Source organism: Lactiplantibacillus sp. C232 (assembly GCF_023806725.1).
GTDB classification, from domain to species: Bacteria; Bacillota; Bacilli; order Lactobacillales; family Lactobacillaceae; genus Lactiplantibacillus; species Lactiplantibacillus plantarum.
This window is the reverse complement of the sequence record NZ_JAMSKZ010000005.1, coordinates 58,662-76,026: the sequence shown is the minus strand read 5'-3', so window position 1 is coordinate 76,026 and position 17,365 is coordinate 58,662. Positions and strand designations below refer to the sequence as shown.

General features: G+C 36.7%; 19 protein-coding genes and 1 pseudogene. 6 read left to right on the top strand and 14 right to left on the bottom strand.

Going from position 1 to position 17,365, the window contains the following annotated elements:
- Positions 1-55 precede the first annotated feature (55 nt).
- The 6 genes and pseudogenes from MZO41_RS06665 to MZO41_RS06640 all read right to left on the bottom strand — a co-directional run bounded on the left by MZO41_RS06665 (position 56) and on the right by MZO41_RS06640 (position 6,661).
- Positions 56-742, bottom strand: coding sequence for a CPBP family intramembrane glutamic endopeptidase (locus MZO41_RS06665; RefSeq protein ID WP_003641992.1), 687 nt, complete (start codon positions 740-742; stop codon positions 56-58).
- A gap of 93 nt (positions 743-835) precedes the next feature.
- Complete coding sequence (locus MZO41_RS06660; RefSeq protein WP_003641991.1) at positions 836-1,516, bottom strand: CPBP family intramembrane glutamic endopeptidase; 681 nt, start codon at positions 1,514-1,516, stop codon at positions 836-838.
- A gap of 86 nt (positions 1,517-1,602) precedes the next feature.
- Positions 1,603-2,271, bottom strand: coding sequence for a CPBP family intramembrane glutamic endopeptidase (locus MZO41_RS06655; protein ID WP_003641990.1), 669 nt, complete (start codon positions 2,269-2,271; stop codon positions 1,603-1,605).
- A gap of 66 nt (positions 2,272-2,337) precedes the next feature.
- Positions 2,338-2,883 carry a CPBP family intramembrane glutamic endopeptidase gene (locus MZO41_RS06650; protein ID WP_003641989.1) on the bottom strand — a complete coding sequence of 182 codons (546 nt, stop codon included), beginning with the start codon at positions 2,881-2,883 and terminating at the stop codon, positions 2,338-2,340.
- Positions 2,884-3,117: 234 nt separating this feature from the next.
- The gene (locus MZO41_RS06645; protein WP_003641987.1) at positions 3,118-4,494 is read right to left on the bottom strand and encodes an HlyD family secretion protein; all 1,377 of its coding nucleotides are present in this window, start codon (positions 4,492-4,494) and stop codon (positions 3,118-3,120) included.
- Between the two features lie 15 nt (positions 4,495-4,509).
- Positions 4,510-6,661: pseudogene (locus tag MZO41_RS06640) on the bottom strand (peptide cleavage/export ABC transporter).
- A 266-nt stretch (positions 6,662-6,927) separates the two neighbouring features.
- On the opposite strand from MZO41_RS06640, the gene plnE reads away from it, so the two are divergent.
- The 3 genes from plnE (at position 6,928) to MZO41_RS06625 (ending at position 8,153) form a co-directional block, all read left to right on the top strand.
- Entirely contained in the window at positions 6,928-7,098 is a 171-nt protein-coding gene (gene plnE, locus MZO41_RS06635; RefSeq protein WP_003641985.1) for a two-peptide bacteriocin plantaricin EF subunit PlnE, read from the top strand.
- Positions 7,099-7,122: 24 nt separating this feature from the next.
- The gene (gene plnF, locus MZO41_RS06630) at positions 7,123-7,281 is read left to right on the top strand and encodes a two-peptide bacteriocin plantaricin EF subunit PlnF (RefSeq protein ID WP_003643811.1); all 159 of its coding nucleotides are present in this window, start codon (positions 7,123-7,125) and stop codon (positions 7,279-7,281) included.
- A 371-nt stretch (positions 7,282-7,652) separates the two neighbouring features.
- Complete coding sequence (locus MZO41_RS06625) at positions 7,653-8,153, top strand: CPBP family intramembrane glutamic endopeptidase (RefSeq protein WP_225351141.1); 501 nt, start codon at positions 7,653-7,655, stop codon at positions 8,151-8,153.
- Between the two features lie 304 nt (positions 8,154-8,457).
- On the opposite strand, the gene MZO41_RS06620 is transcribed toward MZO41_RS06625, so the two are convergent.
- From MZO41_RS06620 to MZO41_RS06585, 8 genes are all read right to left on the bottom strand, one after another.
- Positions 8,458-9,201, bottom strand: coding sequence for a response regulator transcription factor (locus MZO41_RS06620; RefSeq protein WP_003641982.1), 744 nt, complete (start codon positions 9,199-9,201; stop codon positions 8,458-8,460).
- 118 nt (positions 9,202-9,319) lie between these two features.
- Positions 9,320-10,063, bottom strand: coding sequence for a LytTR family transcriptional regulator DNA-binding domain-containing protein (locus MZO41_RS16980; protein WP_011100999.1), 744 nt, complete (start codon positions 10,061-10,063; stop codon positions 9,320-9,322).
- Positions 10,064-11,236, bottom strand: coding sequence for a sensor histidine kinase (locus MZO41_RS06610; RefSeq protein ID WP_223843867.1), 1,173 nt, complete (start codon positions 11,234-11,236; stop codon positions 10,064-10,066).
- A gap of 346 nt (positions 11,237-11,582) precedes the next feature.
- Positions 11,583-11,729, bottom strand: a complete 147-nt coding sequence (locus MZO41_RS06605) for a bacteriocin (RefSeq protein WP_003641979.1) — start codon at positions 11,727-11,729, stop codon at positions 11,583-11,585.
- Positions 11,730-12,606: 877 nt separating this feature from the next.
- A complete protein-coding gene (locus MZO41_RS06600; protein ID WP_003641977.1) occupies positions 12,607-13,353 on the bottom strand; it encodes a CPBP family intramembrane glutamic endopeptidase in 747 nt (248 codons plus the stop codon).
- A 30-nt stretch (positions 13,354-13,383) separates the two neighbouring features.
- Entirely contained in the window at positions 13,384-14,583 is a 1,200-nt protein-coding gene (locus MZO41_RS06595) for a glycosyltransferase family 2 protein (protein ID WP_003641976.1), read from the bottom strand.
- 117 nt (positions 14,584-14,700) lie between these two features.
- Positions 14,701-14,868, bottom strand: coding sequence for a bacteriocin (locus MZO41_RS06590; RefSeq protein ID WP_003641975.1), 168 nt, complete (start codon positions 14,866-14,868; stop codon positions 14,701-14,703).
- Positions 14,869-14,995: 127 nt separating this feature from the next.
- Positions 14,996-15,196 carry a bacteriocin immunity protein gene (locus MZO41_RS06585; protein WP_003641974.1) on the bottom strand — a complete coding sequence of 67 codons (201 nt, stop codon included), beginning with the start codon at positions 15,194-15,196 and terminating at the stop codon, positions 14,996-14,998.
- 861 nt (positions 15,197-16,057) lie between these two features.
- Between MZO41_RS06585 and plnJ the strand changes: the two genes are divergently transcribed.
- The 3 genes from plnJ to MZO41_RS06570 are packed head-to-tail and all read left to right on the top strand — an operon-like array spanning position 16,058 to position 17,094.
- The gene (plnJ, locus tag MZO41_RS06580) at positions 16,058-16,225 is read left to right on the top strand and encodes a two-peptide bacteriocin plantaricin JK subunit PlnJ (protein WP_003641973.1); all 168 of its coding nucleotides are present in this window, start codon (positions 16,058-16,060) and stop codon (positions 16,223-16,225) included.
- Between the two features lie 30 nt (positions 16,226-16,255).
- Positions 16,256-16,429 carry a two-peptide bacteriocin plantaricin JK subunit PlnK gene (plnK, locus tag MZO41_RS06575; RefSeq protein WP_003641972.1) on the top strand — a complete coding sequence of 58 codons (174 nt, stop codon included), beginning with the start codon at positions 16,256-16,258 and terminating at the stop codon, positions 16,427-16,429.
- Positions 16,426-17,094, top strand: a complete 669-nt coding sequence (locus MZO41_RS06570; protein ID WP_003641971.1) for a bacteriocin immunity protein — start codon at positions 16,426-16,428, stop codon at positions 17,092-17,094. Before plnK ends, MZO41_RS06570 begins: the two co-directional genes overlap by 4 nt.
- The last annotated feature ends 271 nt before the right edge of the window (positions 17,095-17,365 follow it).

Below are 17,365 nucleotides of genomic sequence, written 5' to 3'. Positions count from 1 at the left end.
AATATTCTTACTACCTGTTACCTTGTTCACTTTAGCATAATCCAAAGTAACTATTTTAGCTAGGAACCAACCAGAGTATCCCCAGATTTGCTAACATATGTGTCACGCTATTCACACGAATATCATGCTTAGATAATAGGTAGATGGTCCCCAGCACCATGCCGAATAGCGTGTAATATGCTAATGGCACCAAGCTATTTCCGCTATGCAGATAACCGAAAAGAAGCCCATTGATAACAATGGTAGCCGCTTGGTACTCCCGGTCAAGATATTGGTCTGACAAGACGTAACTAAAGAAAAAGCCCCTGAAACTCAGCTCCTCAGCGATTGGTCCAAAAATGACGGCATCGAGTGTCATCGCTACCGGATTTTTCCGCAACAGTAAATCTAATGCACGTTCATTACCCGATTCAGTGATGTGCCATACCGCCGTCAGCTTAGCATAGCCAAAAGCAAGCGCCACGATAATGACTGCGCCGATCACCATGAGTAGCAAGGCCCGTTTATTTAGCCGCGTTCGCCACGGTCGAAAATCAAATTGCCGCAATTCCGCGGTCGTCTTATAGATGTTGTACAAGAAAACGATAATCACGGCATATAAACTGAAGCTAACTAACAGTGTAAACCAATTGGCCGTAATCAAGTAAATATACACGGGTAAGGAACTGATATTGACAATAATGACACTCAACACACTCACAATTAGTAAATTACCAATAAACCGTAAATTCTTCTGTAACATTTCATCCACTCCATCCAAACAATCGTAACTAGAATGTTCACTAACGGGCTTTTAAATCAACCCACTCAAGTTACTTGCCAAGTCCATCTGGCCTCATGCCATTAGCATGAGGCCCAGATTAGCTGTGACGTGCACGACACTGTTGACTCGAATATCCCGGCCAGATAATATGTAGGTTGCCGCGAGTACGAGACCCATAACCGTATAGTATGACAACTGCACCCAACTAAAACCGCCACGCAGTAGACCAAACAACACGCCGTTAACAATAACGGTAACTAGTTGGTATCGTGGCTGATCAAAACGTTCCGCCAGCGCATAACTGAAGAAATTGCCGCGAATAATTAATTCCTCACAAATCGGTGCAAAAACACCCAGGGCCAACGCCATCAATATCGGTGAGCGCTGAGACAATGCTTGCAAGTCAGCAACATTCTCCGCGATTGAATAGACAGCATCACTAACAAATTTAACTTGCACCGCTGCCAAAATCAGCATGACCACCATTGCCAGTACCGTAATCACTAATTGACGCGCGCTCGGCTTAGCAGCTATTTTCGTAATCTTAAAATGATTATTAGTAACTGATTCCAGATAAATTCGATAGAATAAATAAATTGCAAACAGGTAGACGACCAAGAAGATCGCCACCGTTATCCAGTTATACTTGAGTGTTAAAATATCGATGGGCGCCGTACTAAGACCCATCACGATTGCTGCCAATAAACTGGCAAGTAGTAATCTACTAATAAATTTGACGTTTTGATGTACCATGCTCCTTCACATTCATTTCTTGATAATTATCCCCAATGGTACCTAATCCACAACTTGCGGTTTGACCGGATATCACTAACTGAAACTTATCCCCACATCATGTTAATAAGTGTGACCAGCCAGTTCACCAGTATATGACATCCCATTGCGGTACTCAGTTGTTTTGTTTTGAGTACTAACCATGAAAAACCGCACCCTGTAATGAAGATGCCCACCGTACTGGCTAACTGATAACCATGGCCGAGTGCGAATACTGCGTTTGTCAGTATAATCGCGCCCAATACTGGCAAGTATCGTCGCAGCGTATTTTGAACAATTCCACGGAAAAGTAATTCTTCGAGTACGGGGCTAACGATGTTTGTGCACACTAATGTTAATAACCCCAATGGACTGTGGATCAGTGCCATGATTTCATCATTTTGTGTTTCAGTTGGACTGACTAGCAGACCACTTATCCCCATTTGAATCACCACGACCACCACTGCCACTAAAGCAGTCAGCCCCATCATTGACCAAGAAAAAGGCCCTAACAGGACTGGCATCTCAAAATAATGGTGATAGCAACGTACTAGTACGACCGCAACACCAACGGTTAAAACGACTAATGCTACCCAATGATAACCGATGTTGATTTGTTGCGGGCGTTCACCCCACCAATTCCAATAGCCATCCGCTAACACCGGTAATTGAATGAATATAAATAGCCCTAAACCCGCTAACACATAACCAAATACCCTGATCAATCGAGCAACCATACCAAGCCTCCCAAGTTATCCCCTGTGGATAAACTAATTCTTATGTTTTAATTTTTATCCACAACGTTAACTCATAGCCGCCAACGCGAAAACTGCCAAATTAGTCCCCATGTGCACCAGAATATTCATTCTAATATCGCGCTTAGCCAACAAATAAGTTGTCCCCAAGATGCTCCCCATTAACGTATAATAAATCCACGGCTCCCAATTTGCATCAACATGGACACTTGCAAATATTAAGCTATTAATAACAACCGCAATCATCTGATAATTACGGTGATTATACTGATTCGTTAACGCGTAGCTGAAAAAGATACCGCGAAAAATCAATTCCTCACAGATGGGGGAAAATATCACGACCGAAACAATCATGGGAAGCGGTGCTTCACCGAGCATCCATGCCAACGACCTGGAATTGCTGGTCTCGGGAATATTTAGCATCGCGCCCAATTTAAGATCAACAATAATGAGCACGACCATTGTCAGCATCGCAATAATCACAGTCCCTAATTGTGCAATGTTCACCCGGGACTTCAACGTCGCGACTTGGTAATTGCCTAACTCGTGCTGTATGCCGATAAAGCCAATATAGCCCCCAAGCTTCCAAGGCATAGATTACAAAACCAATCGTGATCATGAGCCAATTATTCTTAATTAGGAAAAGATACGCCGGTGCCATACTAAAACTCACCAATGCTAAGCTGATTAGACTGGCAATGACTAGGTTAATGATGAATTGTTTATTTGAGTGTGCCATTACTTACCTCTTTCGTATGATATATGTGCTTCTAGATAACTTTACTTTACCACAGTGATATTTAGTCAGTTAGTACTGATGGTCAATCATCAATTATTATCCAGCACCTTATCTTTATAATAATCAAACCAAGTCACCTTGCCCGTAATAATCGCCGTTTGCCCAATCATCCCGTAGCGTAGTAACTGTGCCTGATCGGCTGTAATCGGAACGGCCGCTGTCACTTCATAAAAAGTCGCTTTACTCTCCTCGACTGGTGAGACCCCAATCTTTGTGACCACACCGTCCAAAATAATTGGCTTCGGTACGTTCCGCGTGACTTTGAATCTAATGGCTTGTTTGACTTTAACGGAAGAAATATCTGCCGTCGAAATATATAGCTTAACGTTCACTCGCCGTTGTTGCTTGATTATCGGTAAAATTTTAGCGATTTCAGCTCCTGAACTAACGTACTTTGCACCACGGTAATTGTCTGCAACGTGTAGGACGCCGGCTTTGGTTGCCTTGATCGTGTAAGATTTTGATTGTGTCGTTAAGCTATCAATATCTGCTTTCACGGTCCGTAAATCTTGCTCGGCTTTCATTCGTTTCTCAGCGACTTCGCTTAACTGATCGTTCTTTAACATGGCTAATTTGGTATTGTTAGTCTCAACACTGTACTTCGTATCATCAAAGTCTTGTAATTCTTCTAACTGCACTTTAGCTGAGGACAACGAATCCTGAAGCGTATCTATCTGCTGTTGAATGTCTGCTAACGTTGCAGATTTAACTTCTTTTTTATCGTTTGCGTTGTTGGCCTCCTTTGACTTAGCGACATACTCATTAAAAACAGACCCATACTTGGCACTATTGGCATACTTGCTACCATTAGCCACCGCATTGTATAAGGCTTGATAAGCATCCAGATTGGTCTTAGTATTTGATACCACTTGTTGCGCGGTCTTCGTTAGCGTGGCTTTCTTAGTACTAGCAGCGCTCGATTTCGCTGCCAACATTTGATTCTCTGTTAAATAGATTTGACGCTGTTTTAAATAACTTTGCAATAGTTCTCGGTACCCAAATTCATCGGTCGTTGGAAAAACATCACTGTCAGTATTGATGCCATCTTTAAAATGATCCAAGGCTGTTACTTGGCGTTGCAATTGCCGTTTGCTGACATTATCTTCGCGTAATTTATTGCGATTAAAAACGTTAGTATAAACTAATAGCTTTTGACCCTTCTTCACTCGCGCACCTTCAACTAAATAATTCTTTTTGATGGCACTATTGACAGTCGCTTGAATCACCGGAACCGTTCCGGTCGGTTGAACAGTTCCGGTACCATTAATAACAATCTCGCGCTTCGCTACGAGTGAAAACAGAATCGTACCAATTAACAATAGCGTCACTGGAATAATTAGTAATGTTGAAAAATTTTGAAACCGAATCCCGTAAAACTCGCCACTTTCGAGCAGGTCTTTTCTCATTATTCAGTTCCCCCCTCAGCTATTGATCAAGTCGTAATAGTAACCATGTTCATTCAACAATGCCGCATGGGTCCCCTCTTCAGCGACCCGACCATCATGCAGAACGATGATATGATTCGTCCGCTTTGCAATCGACAACCGGTGGGCAATAAAAATAATCGTCTTGTCAGTCATTGCCACTAAATTATCAATTAATTGTTTTTCAGTAATTGCATCCAGTCCACTCGTCGACTCATCAAATATCAAGACTTGAGCGGGTGATAATAACGCTCTCGCAATCGTTAATCGTTGTCGCTGACCACCTGATAGTGTATTACCATTCTCATCTAGCTTAGTTTGGTATTGCATGGCCATTTTATTAATATCCGTATCAATTAACGCCAATTGGCAAGCCTTCGCAATATCTTTCTCAGTAATACCGCTGCGATTACCTAATCTTAAATTTTCTTCAATGGTCGCTGAAAAGATGTATGGTTCCTGCGGGATGTAGTTAATATGGGTCCGCAATGTATGCTTATCGATGTTCTTAACGTTGAAGCCATTCAATATGACATCACCACTATTTGGTTGATAAAAATCAATAAGCAATTTAACTAACGTGGACTTGCCAGAGCCACTCATCCCCACAATTGCAACCTTATCATGTTGTCGAATCGTCAAATTAACATCATCTAAGACATTTTCACCGTAACCATAACGATAGCTGACCCCTTGTAACTTAATATCACCATTTAATTGACTTTCATTATGAATTGGCCGTGACGCCTCAAATTCACTAGCGACCAAATACACTTCATTTAACCGGTTGTTAGCGACCTTAGCGCTTTGAAGCTTAGTCTGCAAATTAATAATATTCTGTAGTGGATTAACAAAATAGGCTAATAAAGCATTATATGTCATGAGCTCCCCAACTGATAACTGATTATGAATGACGAGATTGGCGCCCACCCATAGAACAACAACTTCTAAGACTAACTGTATAAACAGTTTTAATGCCTGTTGCAAAGTATCCGCTTTAAGATAGGCTAAACTCTTACGTAGATAATCAACAAATTCTGAATCAATTTTCTGATAACGTTCCGTCTCACCATTCAGCGCCTTAACAGTTTCAATCCCATGAAGATCCTCAATAATGGCTGAACTCAAAATAGCATTGCTCTCCATTTCCTTTTGATTCAATCGTTCAAAGGATTTATTAAAGGCTAAGATGACAACCGCGTAGATTGGCAACGAGAGTAACGTAATCCAAAAAAGTGTCATATTCTGGATTACCAAGATTGCCCCCATAATAATAACGATGCTGACATCTAAAAACAGCGAAACAATTGTGCTAGCTAACGCATCAATAATCTTACTGGCATCCGTAAACCTCGAAACAATTTCCCCCGTCCGCCGAGTGGCAAAAAAACTCATTGGCAATTCAAAGACGTGCCGAATATAGCCTAAAATAATTTCAATCGAAAGTCGTTGACCTAAAACCGCCAATAAAAAAATTCTGGGCATAAGTAAAGATAGCCTGAAAGGTATAAAAAACGATTAGACCAATGGCCACCACTGCCAATGTACTGTGCATATTATTGGGAATATAAGTATCAATCACCGCTTGTAAGAAATAAGACCCACAGATACTAATAATCGTGATTAAAACTGCAGCAAGCACAATATTAATAACCAGTCGGCGCTGCTTTAATAAGCTTGGAATAAATCCCCATAGTGAGCCCTTATCTTGCTTAACTGGCTTATATTCCGACTTCGGTGCAAAGAAAAGGGCAACTCCGGACCATTCGCTTTCAAACCGTTCCTTTGACATACTGATAACCGCAACTGTTGGGTCCGGATCAGCAATCACGACATGCGTTTTCGAGGTTTTTACAACGACATAAAAATGCTGTAGATCCCCATTTTTGGTAACATGCACAATGAATGGCAATGGTAAATCTTGTACCTCGAAAAGACTCATATCTGCTTGAATTGCTTTGGTTTCAAAACCTAACTTTTCGGCCGTTTTTACTAATCCTAATGCCGTAGTCCCTTCTAAACTCGTTTTAGCAATATTTCTTAGATAGGCCAATGATGTTGTCGAACCATAATTTTTCAAAATCATTGCTAAAGCTGCGACCCCACAGTCCATCTCGTCAACTTGCGCAACATAGTTTCTCCAATGCATACTTGTACTCCCCTCACCAATTATTAAGTATCGGTATCTATTTAATTATGGGCTAACAAATGTTATCGTATGCCAACTATCTATTAACGTACATAATTTTATGATAAATGTCCTCATCAGGCTTAACGGTTAAACATCAACTAGCTAACATTGGTATTTGACGTTAAGAGAACGTTTTTTTACTTTTATAATTTTTTCAACAATCTGGTAAAAAAATAAATTAAACTAAATTTGTTCCAAATAACATCATACAAGGGGGATTATTTATGCTACAGTTTGAGAAGTTACAATATTCCAGGTTGCCGCAAAAAAAGCTTGCCAAAATATCTGGTGGTTTTAATCGGGGCGGTTATAACTTTGGTAAAAGTGTTCGACATGTTGTTGATGCAATTGGTTCAGTTGCAGGCATTCGTGGTATTTTGAAAAGTATTCGTTAATTTTCTTGGGGGAGATCAACAATTATGAAAAAATTTCTAGTTTTGCGTGACCGTGAATTAAATGCTATTTCAGGTGGCGTTTTCCATGCCTATAGCGCGCGTGGCGTTCGGAATAATTATAAAAGTGCTGTTGGGCCTGCCGACTGGGTCATTAGCGCTGTCCGAGGATTCATCCACGGATAGTTCAAGCCATCAAGTTTAAGCACTATAAGAAAGCACTCGATTTATGACTGGGCCTGCAGTGCTCAGCCTTTTTAGTTTATATGGGGGGAATTTTAACTATGCCATTAATAAAAGTAATAATCACAGCTATTTACTACCTAATAGTGCTCTTTTTAATGAATCCTTTGACTGATATTATGGGAATAAAAGACGGACCCTTTCAATTCATATTAACTGAATCTATTATATTAATCGCGATAATCATTCTGAATAGGCGATATGTTAAGCAACCTATCCACTGGCTACCCGTTAATATCATGTCAATATTAAAGAAGAATAGTCTGCCTTTGAGCCTAGCAATAATATTTCTACTTATTTTCTTTCGAAACCACATGTATCAATTTTTAATCTCATTATTACTTTCGTTGATTGTAGCGATAACTGAAGAATACGCTTTTCGTGGCATGATATTCAGAACGCTTTTAGCACTAAACCTTAAAAAATTTGCCACATTGCAGGCCACCATCGCTTCGATGATGACTGCTTCGCTTATTTTTGCGGCTATGCATTTGGTCAACCTTTTATCACAGCCCGTATGGTCAGTATTGTGTCAGGTTCTCTATGTTATTGGGTTAGGTATTTTACTTGCAGCAATCTATTTAAAAACCGGAAGCTTACTGGCTGCCATTAGTGTCCATTGGTTGATAGATTTTTCTAGTTTCTATTCTCAAGGTATTGACCCAACTCAATCACCCATTAACGGGCCAATGGAAGCTCTTCTAAAGGGGCTCTTTCTAAATATTTTATTCATTGGCATTGCTACGTTTATCCTATCCTCTAAGCATTGGAAGTTATTGAGTATCCTAAATATTGAAGATAAAATAGACGAGTAATCATCCATTCTGAATTCCTATAAATTATTGTTTGCAGCACTACAATTTCAATTATCTCTGAAGTTTTGGGTTACGCTAAGAGCTAGTCATATCGCTAGCTAAATTTCACGTCTTAACGCTATGCTAATATACTTTACGATCGAGTACTGTGCTTACTTTTTAGTCATTTTAATACTCATAAGATCACAATTAGAGCCCTACTCCAACTATCTTCAGCGCCTATATTATATAATCAGATTTCATATTCATAACAAAAGAGCCCTGTCAAATAACACTGACAGAAGCTCTAAATAATATTAAAAAACTAGTTGTCTCTCAACAACTTATTCAATTCCCGCGACTTTCTAAACGAAGCCTTACACCTAATTTCACCGTCGAGCAACAACTCTTTTTCTTTATAGTCAAAACTTCGCAAATGATTTAAATTTACCAGCGAGCTCTTATCGCATCGGAAAAATTGCGGATACTTTTCTTCGAGCGCATTTAAATTTCCTGGGAACTCAGCAACCTTATTAATAGCATGGAGTTGTACGCTGCCCGGACGCAGTTTAGATGTACTCAACAAAATCACATCATCTAATGCGAGTGAAAAGTATCGCGTTCCTAACTTATAGTTAAAAACATCTTTGCGCTGACTATTAGTCTTTTTTAATTCGTTCTGTACTACATTGATGTCCTTAATAATCCTTTGCGTAATTAGGTCAGCAGACTGGTCTTTCAAAATATAATCCAACGGTGCAATCCGCCGTTCCAGAGTTACAAACGATAGCTCATCGTGTGTTGTAATGAAAACTATTTTAGCCAATGGTATCGTTGCCCGAATTCGACTGGCTAATTCAAGTCCAGTCTGTTTGTCCTCACCAATTTCCATATCCAAAAAGAAAAGGCCATCTTGTTGTTGATTCAAATCTGCTAGAATTATTTTTTGATCATCCGTTGCAACCCTAAGCTCCATTGCAAACTCATTAATCATAATTGTATTATTGACGGTCTTACAATAATTATCTCTTTGCTCAGCATTATCCTCGTATAAATAAATTGGAAACAATCATTCTTCCTCCAAAATTGTCAAAAATATAATTGTTTGCTTGCTCTTACCATGAAAAGCAGTCTATCTCAAAACAAGATACTACGATTCATTGCCCTGGCTATAAAAGATAAGTTTCCTATTTCTTTTTCAATATTTTGTTAAGCTCCCGAGACTTTCTATACGAAACACTGCACTTAATGTTATCTATCATGGTAAGCTCTTTTTTTTGATAATCATAACTATCAACATAATCTATATTTACCAATGAACTTTTATCACACCTAAAAAATTGTGAGTATTTATTTTCAAAACTATTTAAATTACCTGGAAAATCTGCCACTTTATTTTTGGCAGTCAGCCTAATACTACCCGGTCGTTCTTTATTAGTGCTCAGCATAATAACATCATTAATAGGAACTGAAAAGAAACGCGTTCCGATTTTATAACCTAAAATATCCTTATGCTGCACAGTTTCTGTCTTGAGAATAGTTTGAGTTGCATCAATATCCTTAACTATTTTTTGCTTAATATCATCAAGGCCTTGTTCTTTCAAAATATAATCCAACGGTGCAATCCGCCGCTCCAGTGTCAAAAAAGATAACTCTTCATGAGTTGTAATAAATACAATTTGTGCACAAGGTAACTGCTGCCGAATTTCATCTGCTAAATTCAACCCGGCCTGAGTTTGTTCCCCAATTTCCATATCCAAGAAAAACAGCCCTTCTTTAGAATTCATAACATTATTCATTAACTCTTGTAAATCTCCTGTCGCCACCACCAACTGCATATCATATTCTTTAATCATGATTATATTCTTTATAATACTTATATACTCTACTCTTTGGGCCTCGTTATCTTCTAATAAATAAATTGGAAACACTTATTTATCCTCCGTAACAATTAACGTCATTGTGACATAATTTTTCTTGGTTTCAATATCCATATAGAAACCCTTCTGCTGTTCAACAAGATCCCGCACATTAGTCAGACCTAAGCCACGATTACTACCCTTAGTTGAATAACCAGTTTCAAAAATCTGATGCTGATTAAAATCTGAATCGATAGGATTACTAATGGCAATTTCAGCGGTGTTATCAATTTCATTAAAAGCTACTGTCACTATTTTATCAGTCATTTTTTGGGCTTGCTCAATGGCATTATCCAATAAATTACCAATAATACGTACAGCCACTGTAACACCATGACTGAGAATAAAGTCAGTGTTAGCTATTTCAATCGTCAACTTAACCCCGCACTGTTTCGCATAAAAAAACTTCTGTACAACTAACCCGCGCAATATCTCATTCTTCAGATGCTGAACACTTGCAATGCTACCGTCATTTAGGCTTGCTCTGAATTCTCCGCTCTGGGTATAGTCGGTCAAATAATCCTTAATTTCACTTATATTATCTTGAGTATTTAAACTAGCAATTAGGTTCTTATAATCATGTTTAAATTTTCTTAATTCTAGATATTGATGCTCAACACTCTTAAGATAATCATTTAATTGCTTATTCTGCAATTTTTCAGCTGCTATCTTTTTTTGCCAAGCATATACTCTAATCGTTTCTAATGTTTGCCAACTAATAAGCCCAAGCATCAAAACAAATGTCAACAGTAAAGTTAGTTGAATTGTAGCTGTTACACCTTGAAAGTTGCTAATAAATAACAACATTTCTATTGATCCAAAGAAAGCTAACAATATAATGAATAGATGCCTATTTATTCTTTCGTCATCACTTATATCAAACGAGCCTGTGTATCGTCTCACCATTTTGTACACAAGATTGAACACCAAAAATCCGATAATATACATCACAATAATTTCAATACCAATGAATAAATCACCATACTCCGACAAGCCAGAAATTTTATCGGCATCTAAGTAGATATACAGAAATCCTCTACTTAAATAAGAAGCCAAAGCTAAAATTACTATCTGACTAGAAATCAACATTAAGAATACATTTAGATGATAATAATTTATTTTTGGTTGGCACTTTTCCTTAATAATTGCCCCCAAAACCAAAATTAGCGATGTAGTGTCATCCAAGATAGCTCCTACTAAGGACAGCACTAGTAATAAAATCAACGAATAAATGATTCTTTTAATGTTCGTATTACTGAAGATGAAGTTATATACCAAGATAATGCCAAGATAAATGAAAAACGATTGAATAACGCTATCGAAGATACTGATTTCAACCAAGCTACTACCTCTAAAGTATTTTTTATTCGATCATTATCTAACTATTCTAAAATAATGATTATTAGTTTACTTTATCAGCAAAATTATCATTTTATAGTCTTCTTTTCAAGTGTTGTGACTCTTTAAAAATGCCCCACCTTACGCCATCTATACGAAATATAACTTGAAAAACAGTTATTCAATAAATCAATTACCATCCCCATTTTTTAAACAGTTTCTTTACCTGTTTAATTGCAGTTGCCCCCATCTGCAAAGAATACGCACTACTCTTTCCACCTACTATTTTTTGCATTTCCTTATTACTAAGTTGCTTCATACCTTTAATTTGAATTTTCATAATAATCACCTCGCTTTTAGGATAATGTGTTTTTGAAGTACGGAGGAATTATTTCTATTAACGTACATTTTTTAAATTCAAACGTGAATCACCATGAAATTCCAACTATGCTATCAATCAATATTTGATGAATGTCAAAGTCACTATTTTGAATAGATCTTGATTACTTTGAACATACTTAGAGGATAAAATAACATTAACTTAAGTGTAGCGCTAAAGAATTCAAGATAAACTCCCATTAGTACTGTACTTAGATTAATATATTTTTCGTGAACAAGTTCAAATCATTTCCTCTAAGTAAATTTAAATAATGCCAAAAATACCGTTAATAATATTTATTTTCTCTTACTTGTAAAGGCTCTCAAAAATAAATAGATTGCAATTAATATCATTATCCACGGGCTAACCGCGGTATTGTACTTTAATAAAACATCTCCTACAAGACCAATCACAGCTAACACCCCTAGCCAAAAAGAATATGCTTTATAAAAATCGCGGTTCAATTTCATATTGTAGGATTTCATTTTAGTTCACTCCATTCTTAACAGCACAAATTCTCAATTTCATCATTAACTTAGTTTTAGACGAAAAATGATTAGAGATTGTAAATCAAAATACAACCAATTTAACAATTTATATTTATGAGTGCCTATAATAAACATTAAATTCCGACAGAAAAAATTTATTATCTCTAGGAACAGGGTTAGCACAATTTTGATTTTCAAAGCATCAATTAACAAAACACATTAAAAAATCAAATTAGGGAAATGCAATTTTTCAATCACATCCCCCTAGTAGATTTATAAATCATTAAAAATAACCACGTCACATAATTAAGTAATAATAAAATTGTATACTATTTATAGTCTTTCATAAATCACTTTTTCAATTTCCATAAATGTAATCCCTCAACTTGTAAAAATGTTATTATTCCAATTATTCCCACAACTATTAGATACGCCATTATTGCAGAAATTAATTGAGGGCGGGTAGGTGTAACAAGCTCAGAGGTTTCTTTCATTAAGAACAACGGTAAGTCATCTAAGAAATGTAACATAATTGTTAGCGACAAATTGTTAGTTTTTAAATATAAAGTTCCCCAAAGCAGACCACTTGCAAAAACAATCAGCATTTGAAGCATAACTATCGACCAGGGACTATTTACGATATTGACCAAGTGTGCCAACGCAAAACCTACACCGCTAATAACAATGGCCGTATATTGCTTGTTTTTTGTGAAAACTAAGCTTAACGGAATTAATAGGCCTCTGTACACACTTTCTTCTGCCAATGCAATAAATAGTACCGTCAGTATGATTCGTGCATCTATCAAGCGAAAAGACATTGAGCTAAGTGTGCTAAATCGAGTAAATAACAAAAATAAAATGCTCGGTATTAACTGGCATAATTGACTCAAAGGCTTCTTTAAGCTTAAAAAGCTTATCTTTATATGCCAGATATTTTGACTCAAAACTATTGCAACCAAAAAAATAATTAAATCCACTGTCATTTGTCCATACTTTTCGGAAATTATCGGACTAATTAGATATGGTAAAACTATCAACACGATAGGTACAAGAACAAAACAAATCGCAATTTTAGTTATTATATCGTTATTTTTCAATACAAAATCCCCACTTTAAGAACATCCTACTTAGGATTCTAAAATTTTCTTTTCATCATTCAATAATTCCTTGGCAATTGGATCGCTGATAGTTTTATAAACTGCTTTTGCCTGATCAAACTTTTCGACTAACAGTAAAAGTTTGATTACAACAGCGCTAAGTGCATCTTCGGACCCCTCTGATTCACTGTCAATAATATTAAAATCCGTATTGTTAGTAAAATCGATAATCTTTTTAAGCTCTCTCAAACTTGCTTGTTCTAAACTCGTAAAGAAAATAGTCATTTCTAAAACTATAAAAGTTACGTCATAGGGAAATTTCTTTTTACTAAACTTAATGTACTTACTGGCTAGTTCCATGTTTTCTGAATGCACTAGCTCAATGCAGTATCGTTCCAACAAGTAATTAAGATACTCACCTTGTTTCACATTATTTTCAGTGATATCACCATGAATATCTTTAAGAATCTCTTTTTTCAGCTTCTCTACATACTTGTCATGTTCAAACAGCCCTAATTGAATATCAATTGGTGAAATTAAGCTTGTCCAACGTGGATTATCAGGTTCTAAAGCAATGTTTTTTTTCAAGAGCATCGCATATCGTTGTTGCTTATTAAACTTTGCATATTCTCCCTTTGTTAATCCATTGTTCATGAGTTCTAAATCAGTGTCAATTTTCACTAATTTTTCTGTTCTTTTAGTTCTAGGTTCTTCATGCACATATCCAAAATAATAAAGGGTCTCCGTTTTCTTTACAAAACGTTCCGGACGAACATATGTTGGGCGATCCGGTTGCATCTGCTTTACTGTGCAAATTTTGTCTTGATTTGGGAATCTTTTATCAACTTCATATAAAAAGGATTTTATTTCTTCTGAATTATATTCTTTAGAAAATATTTCATCAGAATCTACAAACAAAACCCAAGTATCATTTGGAACAAAGGTTAGACATTTATTTCTCATGGCTGCATAATCTTCTTTCCAGTCTACATGCTTTATTAACACACTGTTATAATTACTTTCTACAATTGCAACAGTGTTATCGCTAGAGCCTGTATCAACCATTATTATTTGATCACAGATGTTCACAATTGATTCTAGCGTTTGCAGTATCCGCCTTTCTTGATTTTTAACCATTATTAATCCAATAATCGGTTCATAATCACACTGATGCTCCTTCAGCCTGAAATTGCTAAATGAAACATTTCCCCGTTCTTTAAATTTAATCATGATACAACACCGTCCCACCTAATTGTTCTTTCTGAATACAATCAAATAATGATGAACCAATCATTTCACTATTGACTAGTCCATCATTATTTTGCTAATTCCTAATAGCTGTTATTTTTAACCTAAACCATGCCATGCACTCGAAGTTCCCTCTGCTACCTTTCCCAGCAATGTAAGGCTCTTGTACCACCATGTCTTAGAATAGTTTTTTCCACCTTCAACGGTAGTCAAATCTTTTTCTGCCATTTCGATACCTAACCCGGCAATTTTATCTAAACTTTTCATAATTGCATTTCCTCCTTAAAGCATTCAACTTTTGATAAACATCTAAGTCCCGTTTGCATTTCACGATATACATTTGAAATGCAACTTTAAATTTTCCATTTCAAACATCCCCCTTCAGTGAATATCATCAAATCGCATTAAATGCCAATGCAATTCCAAACGCAACCATCAAAATACCAAAAGATAATCCTGACCAGACACCCAACGCAATAAAGGGTGAAGTACTTTTGTTGCCAACCTGCTTTACCTGTTTAAATGCTAAATAGGCAGTATAAATTTGCCAAATAGCAAAACATATAATAATAAATCCTGTAATTCTTTCAAGCATCTTCCCACTGCTTTCTAAACAACAATTATTTTTAATATAGACTCACACACAAGAAATCGCTTTCATTCAATTCAATCGAACTGCTTGATATCACTCTCTCTACGCTTTTAATATACCGCTTAGTCGAATCATTGTACGATATTTTTATAAACGTAATATTTTTAGATATTATCGTACAATAATTCATCGATACCACGAAAATAGACGTTTAACCAACAATTAAAGTCAACACGCAAAGATTCCAGTCTAGCTTCGCCATTCAATCTCCTAGGCTCAAAATTATGGTATCCAAGCGGCCATTAATTTCCGCCAAAATCTAGGTGTTGAATTTTCTTCTCCAGTCCGATGTGTTGTGCCCATCTGACCGGCAAGATGAATAGCTTTTTTATAACCGGTGTATGAGAGATCATGTTAGAACCGACTAAGCAATTACCATGACGCCTGAGCCCATTTAACTTCGCGCCCAGACCACCACACCGCAAAACTAACGAAATACCAACGACTTGATTTGCGAACACATTTCCAAAAAAGAACTACTTTAAACGACCTCAACAATCAAGGAATTATCACATTAGTCATAGATTTAAATAATCGCCACGTAAGAGCTTGAAATGAAAAAGGCCAAGTGAAGTTTTCTTTGGTAAAATATTGCACTTAATTTAACAATTCGTCATAGCAAAAATAATCCCATTAATGTTATGGGATCGTCAGACATTCAACTTTCAAGTTACGTTAAATCGATTAAATAGTACGATAACAAATTTAAAATAATTTTTTTTAAATTGTAGCGTATATTAATAAGTGCATTAAAAATACGTAGCGCATAGAACCATTTTTAACTGCTACAGTAAAGGGAGAGGTATGACTGTGAACAAAATGATTAAGGATTTGGATGTAGTAGATGCATTTGCACCTATTTCTAATAATAAGTTGAACGGGGTTGTTGGGGGAGGCGCTTGGAAAAATTTCTGGTCTAGTTTAAGAAAAGGATTTTATGATGGCGAAGCTGGCAGAGCAATCCGTCGTTAATAAATGGACTTAAATTAAGGAGCGTATATTATGAAAATTAAATTAACTGTTTTAAATGAATTTGAAGAATTAACTGCTGACGCTGAAAAGAATATTTCTGGTGGCCGTCGGAGTCGTAAAAATGGAATTGGATACGCTATTGGTTATGCGTTTGGCGCGGTTGAACGGGCCGTGCTTGGTGGTTCAAGGGATTATAATAAGTGATAGAAATTGATTTCAAAGAAAAATATTACCCGCTAGTGTTAGTGCTCTTTGTGGCTGGTTATATGGGTGCGATCTTTCTTAATATTTATTTTGATTGGTTAGCAATGCTTACAGCCGGAATAATTAGTTTAGTCATGCTATATGGTTTTTCTAACTTAAAACTGTTTTTTCAACCGTTACCCTCGCCAAAGTGGCGCATAGTAGTTAAGTATGTGCTTTTATTGCTTGTTCTGGAAGTCACTGCGATTGTGGTTATAGCTATCATTAATTCGCATGCTTTATTGTCATTTCACAATACAACATTGACAACTAGTTCAACTGGGCGAGATTATCCTTTAATTGAAAGAGTATGGATAGCCTTCACGCTACTAGTATCACTAGTTGGTGAGGAAGTCGGAATGGCCTCTATTTCACTTCCGTTGATTCGCTTATTATCGCAAACACAACTAAAAAAATATGCGTGGCCGATTATCAATGTATTGGGGTGCATCGTATTTGCGTGTCTGCACCTTCCACATTATCATTTCAACTGGATTTATCCTTTAATCGTCGGTATTACGCGTTATCCAATAACTGCTTCATGGCGATCTGCCAATACTTTACGGAGCGGCATCTATGTCCATTGGATCTCAGACGCCGTTTTAATTATTGGCACATTAATTTAAATATAAAAGGTAAGGCACACGTTAATGCTCAATAAAACAATAAACATAATTAAGAAATACCCAGTGAGAAGCTTGCTGGTAGCGCTTATTGTCGTTTTCGCAATCTATGTGATTAGTGATCCTTCAATCATTAGCTCATTTAATCAAGGGCTTAGTGATGGGGCTGCTGGGCGATAGCGGATTATAAATGATTATTCAAAGCTAGAAAGAAAAATACGAGTAAGTTTGCTATAGTCCCCTTAAGGTAAAAGCATCATTCATCTGTCGATTT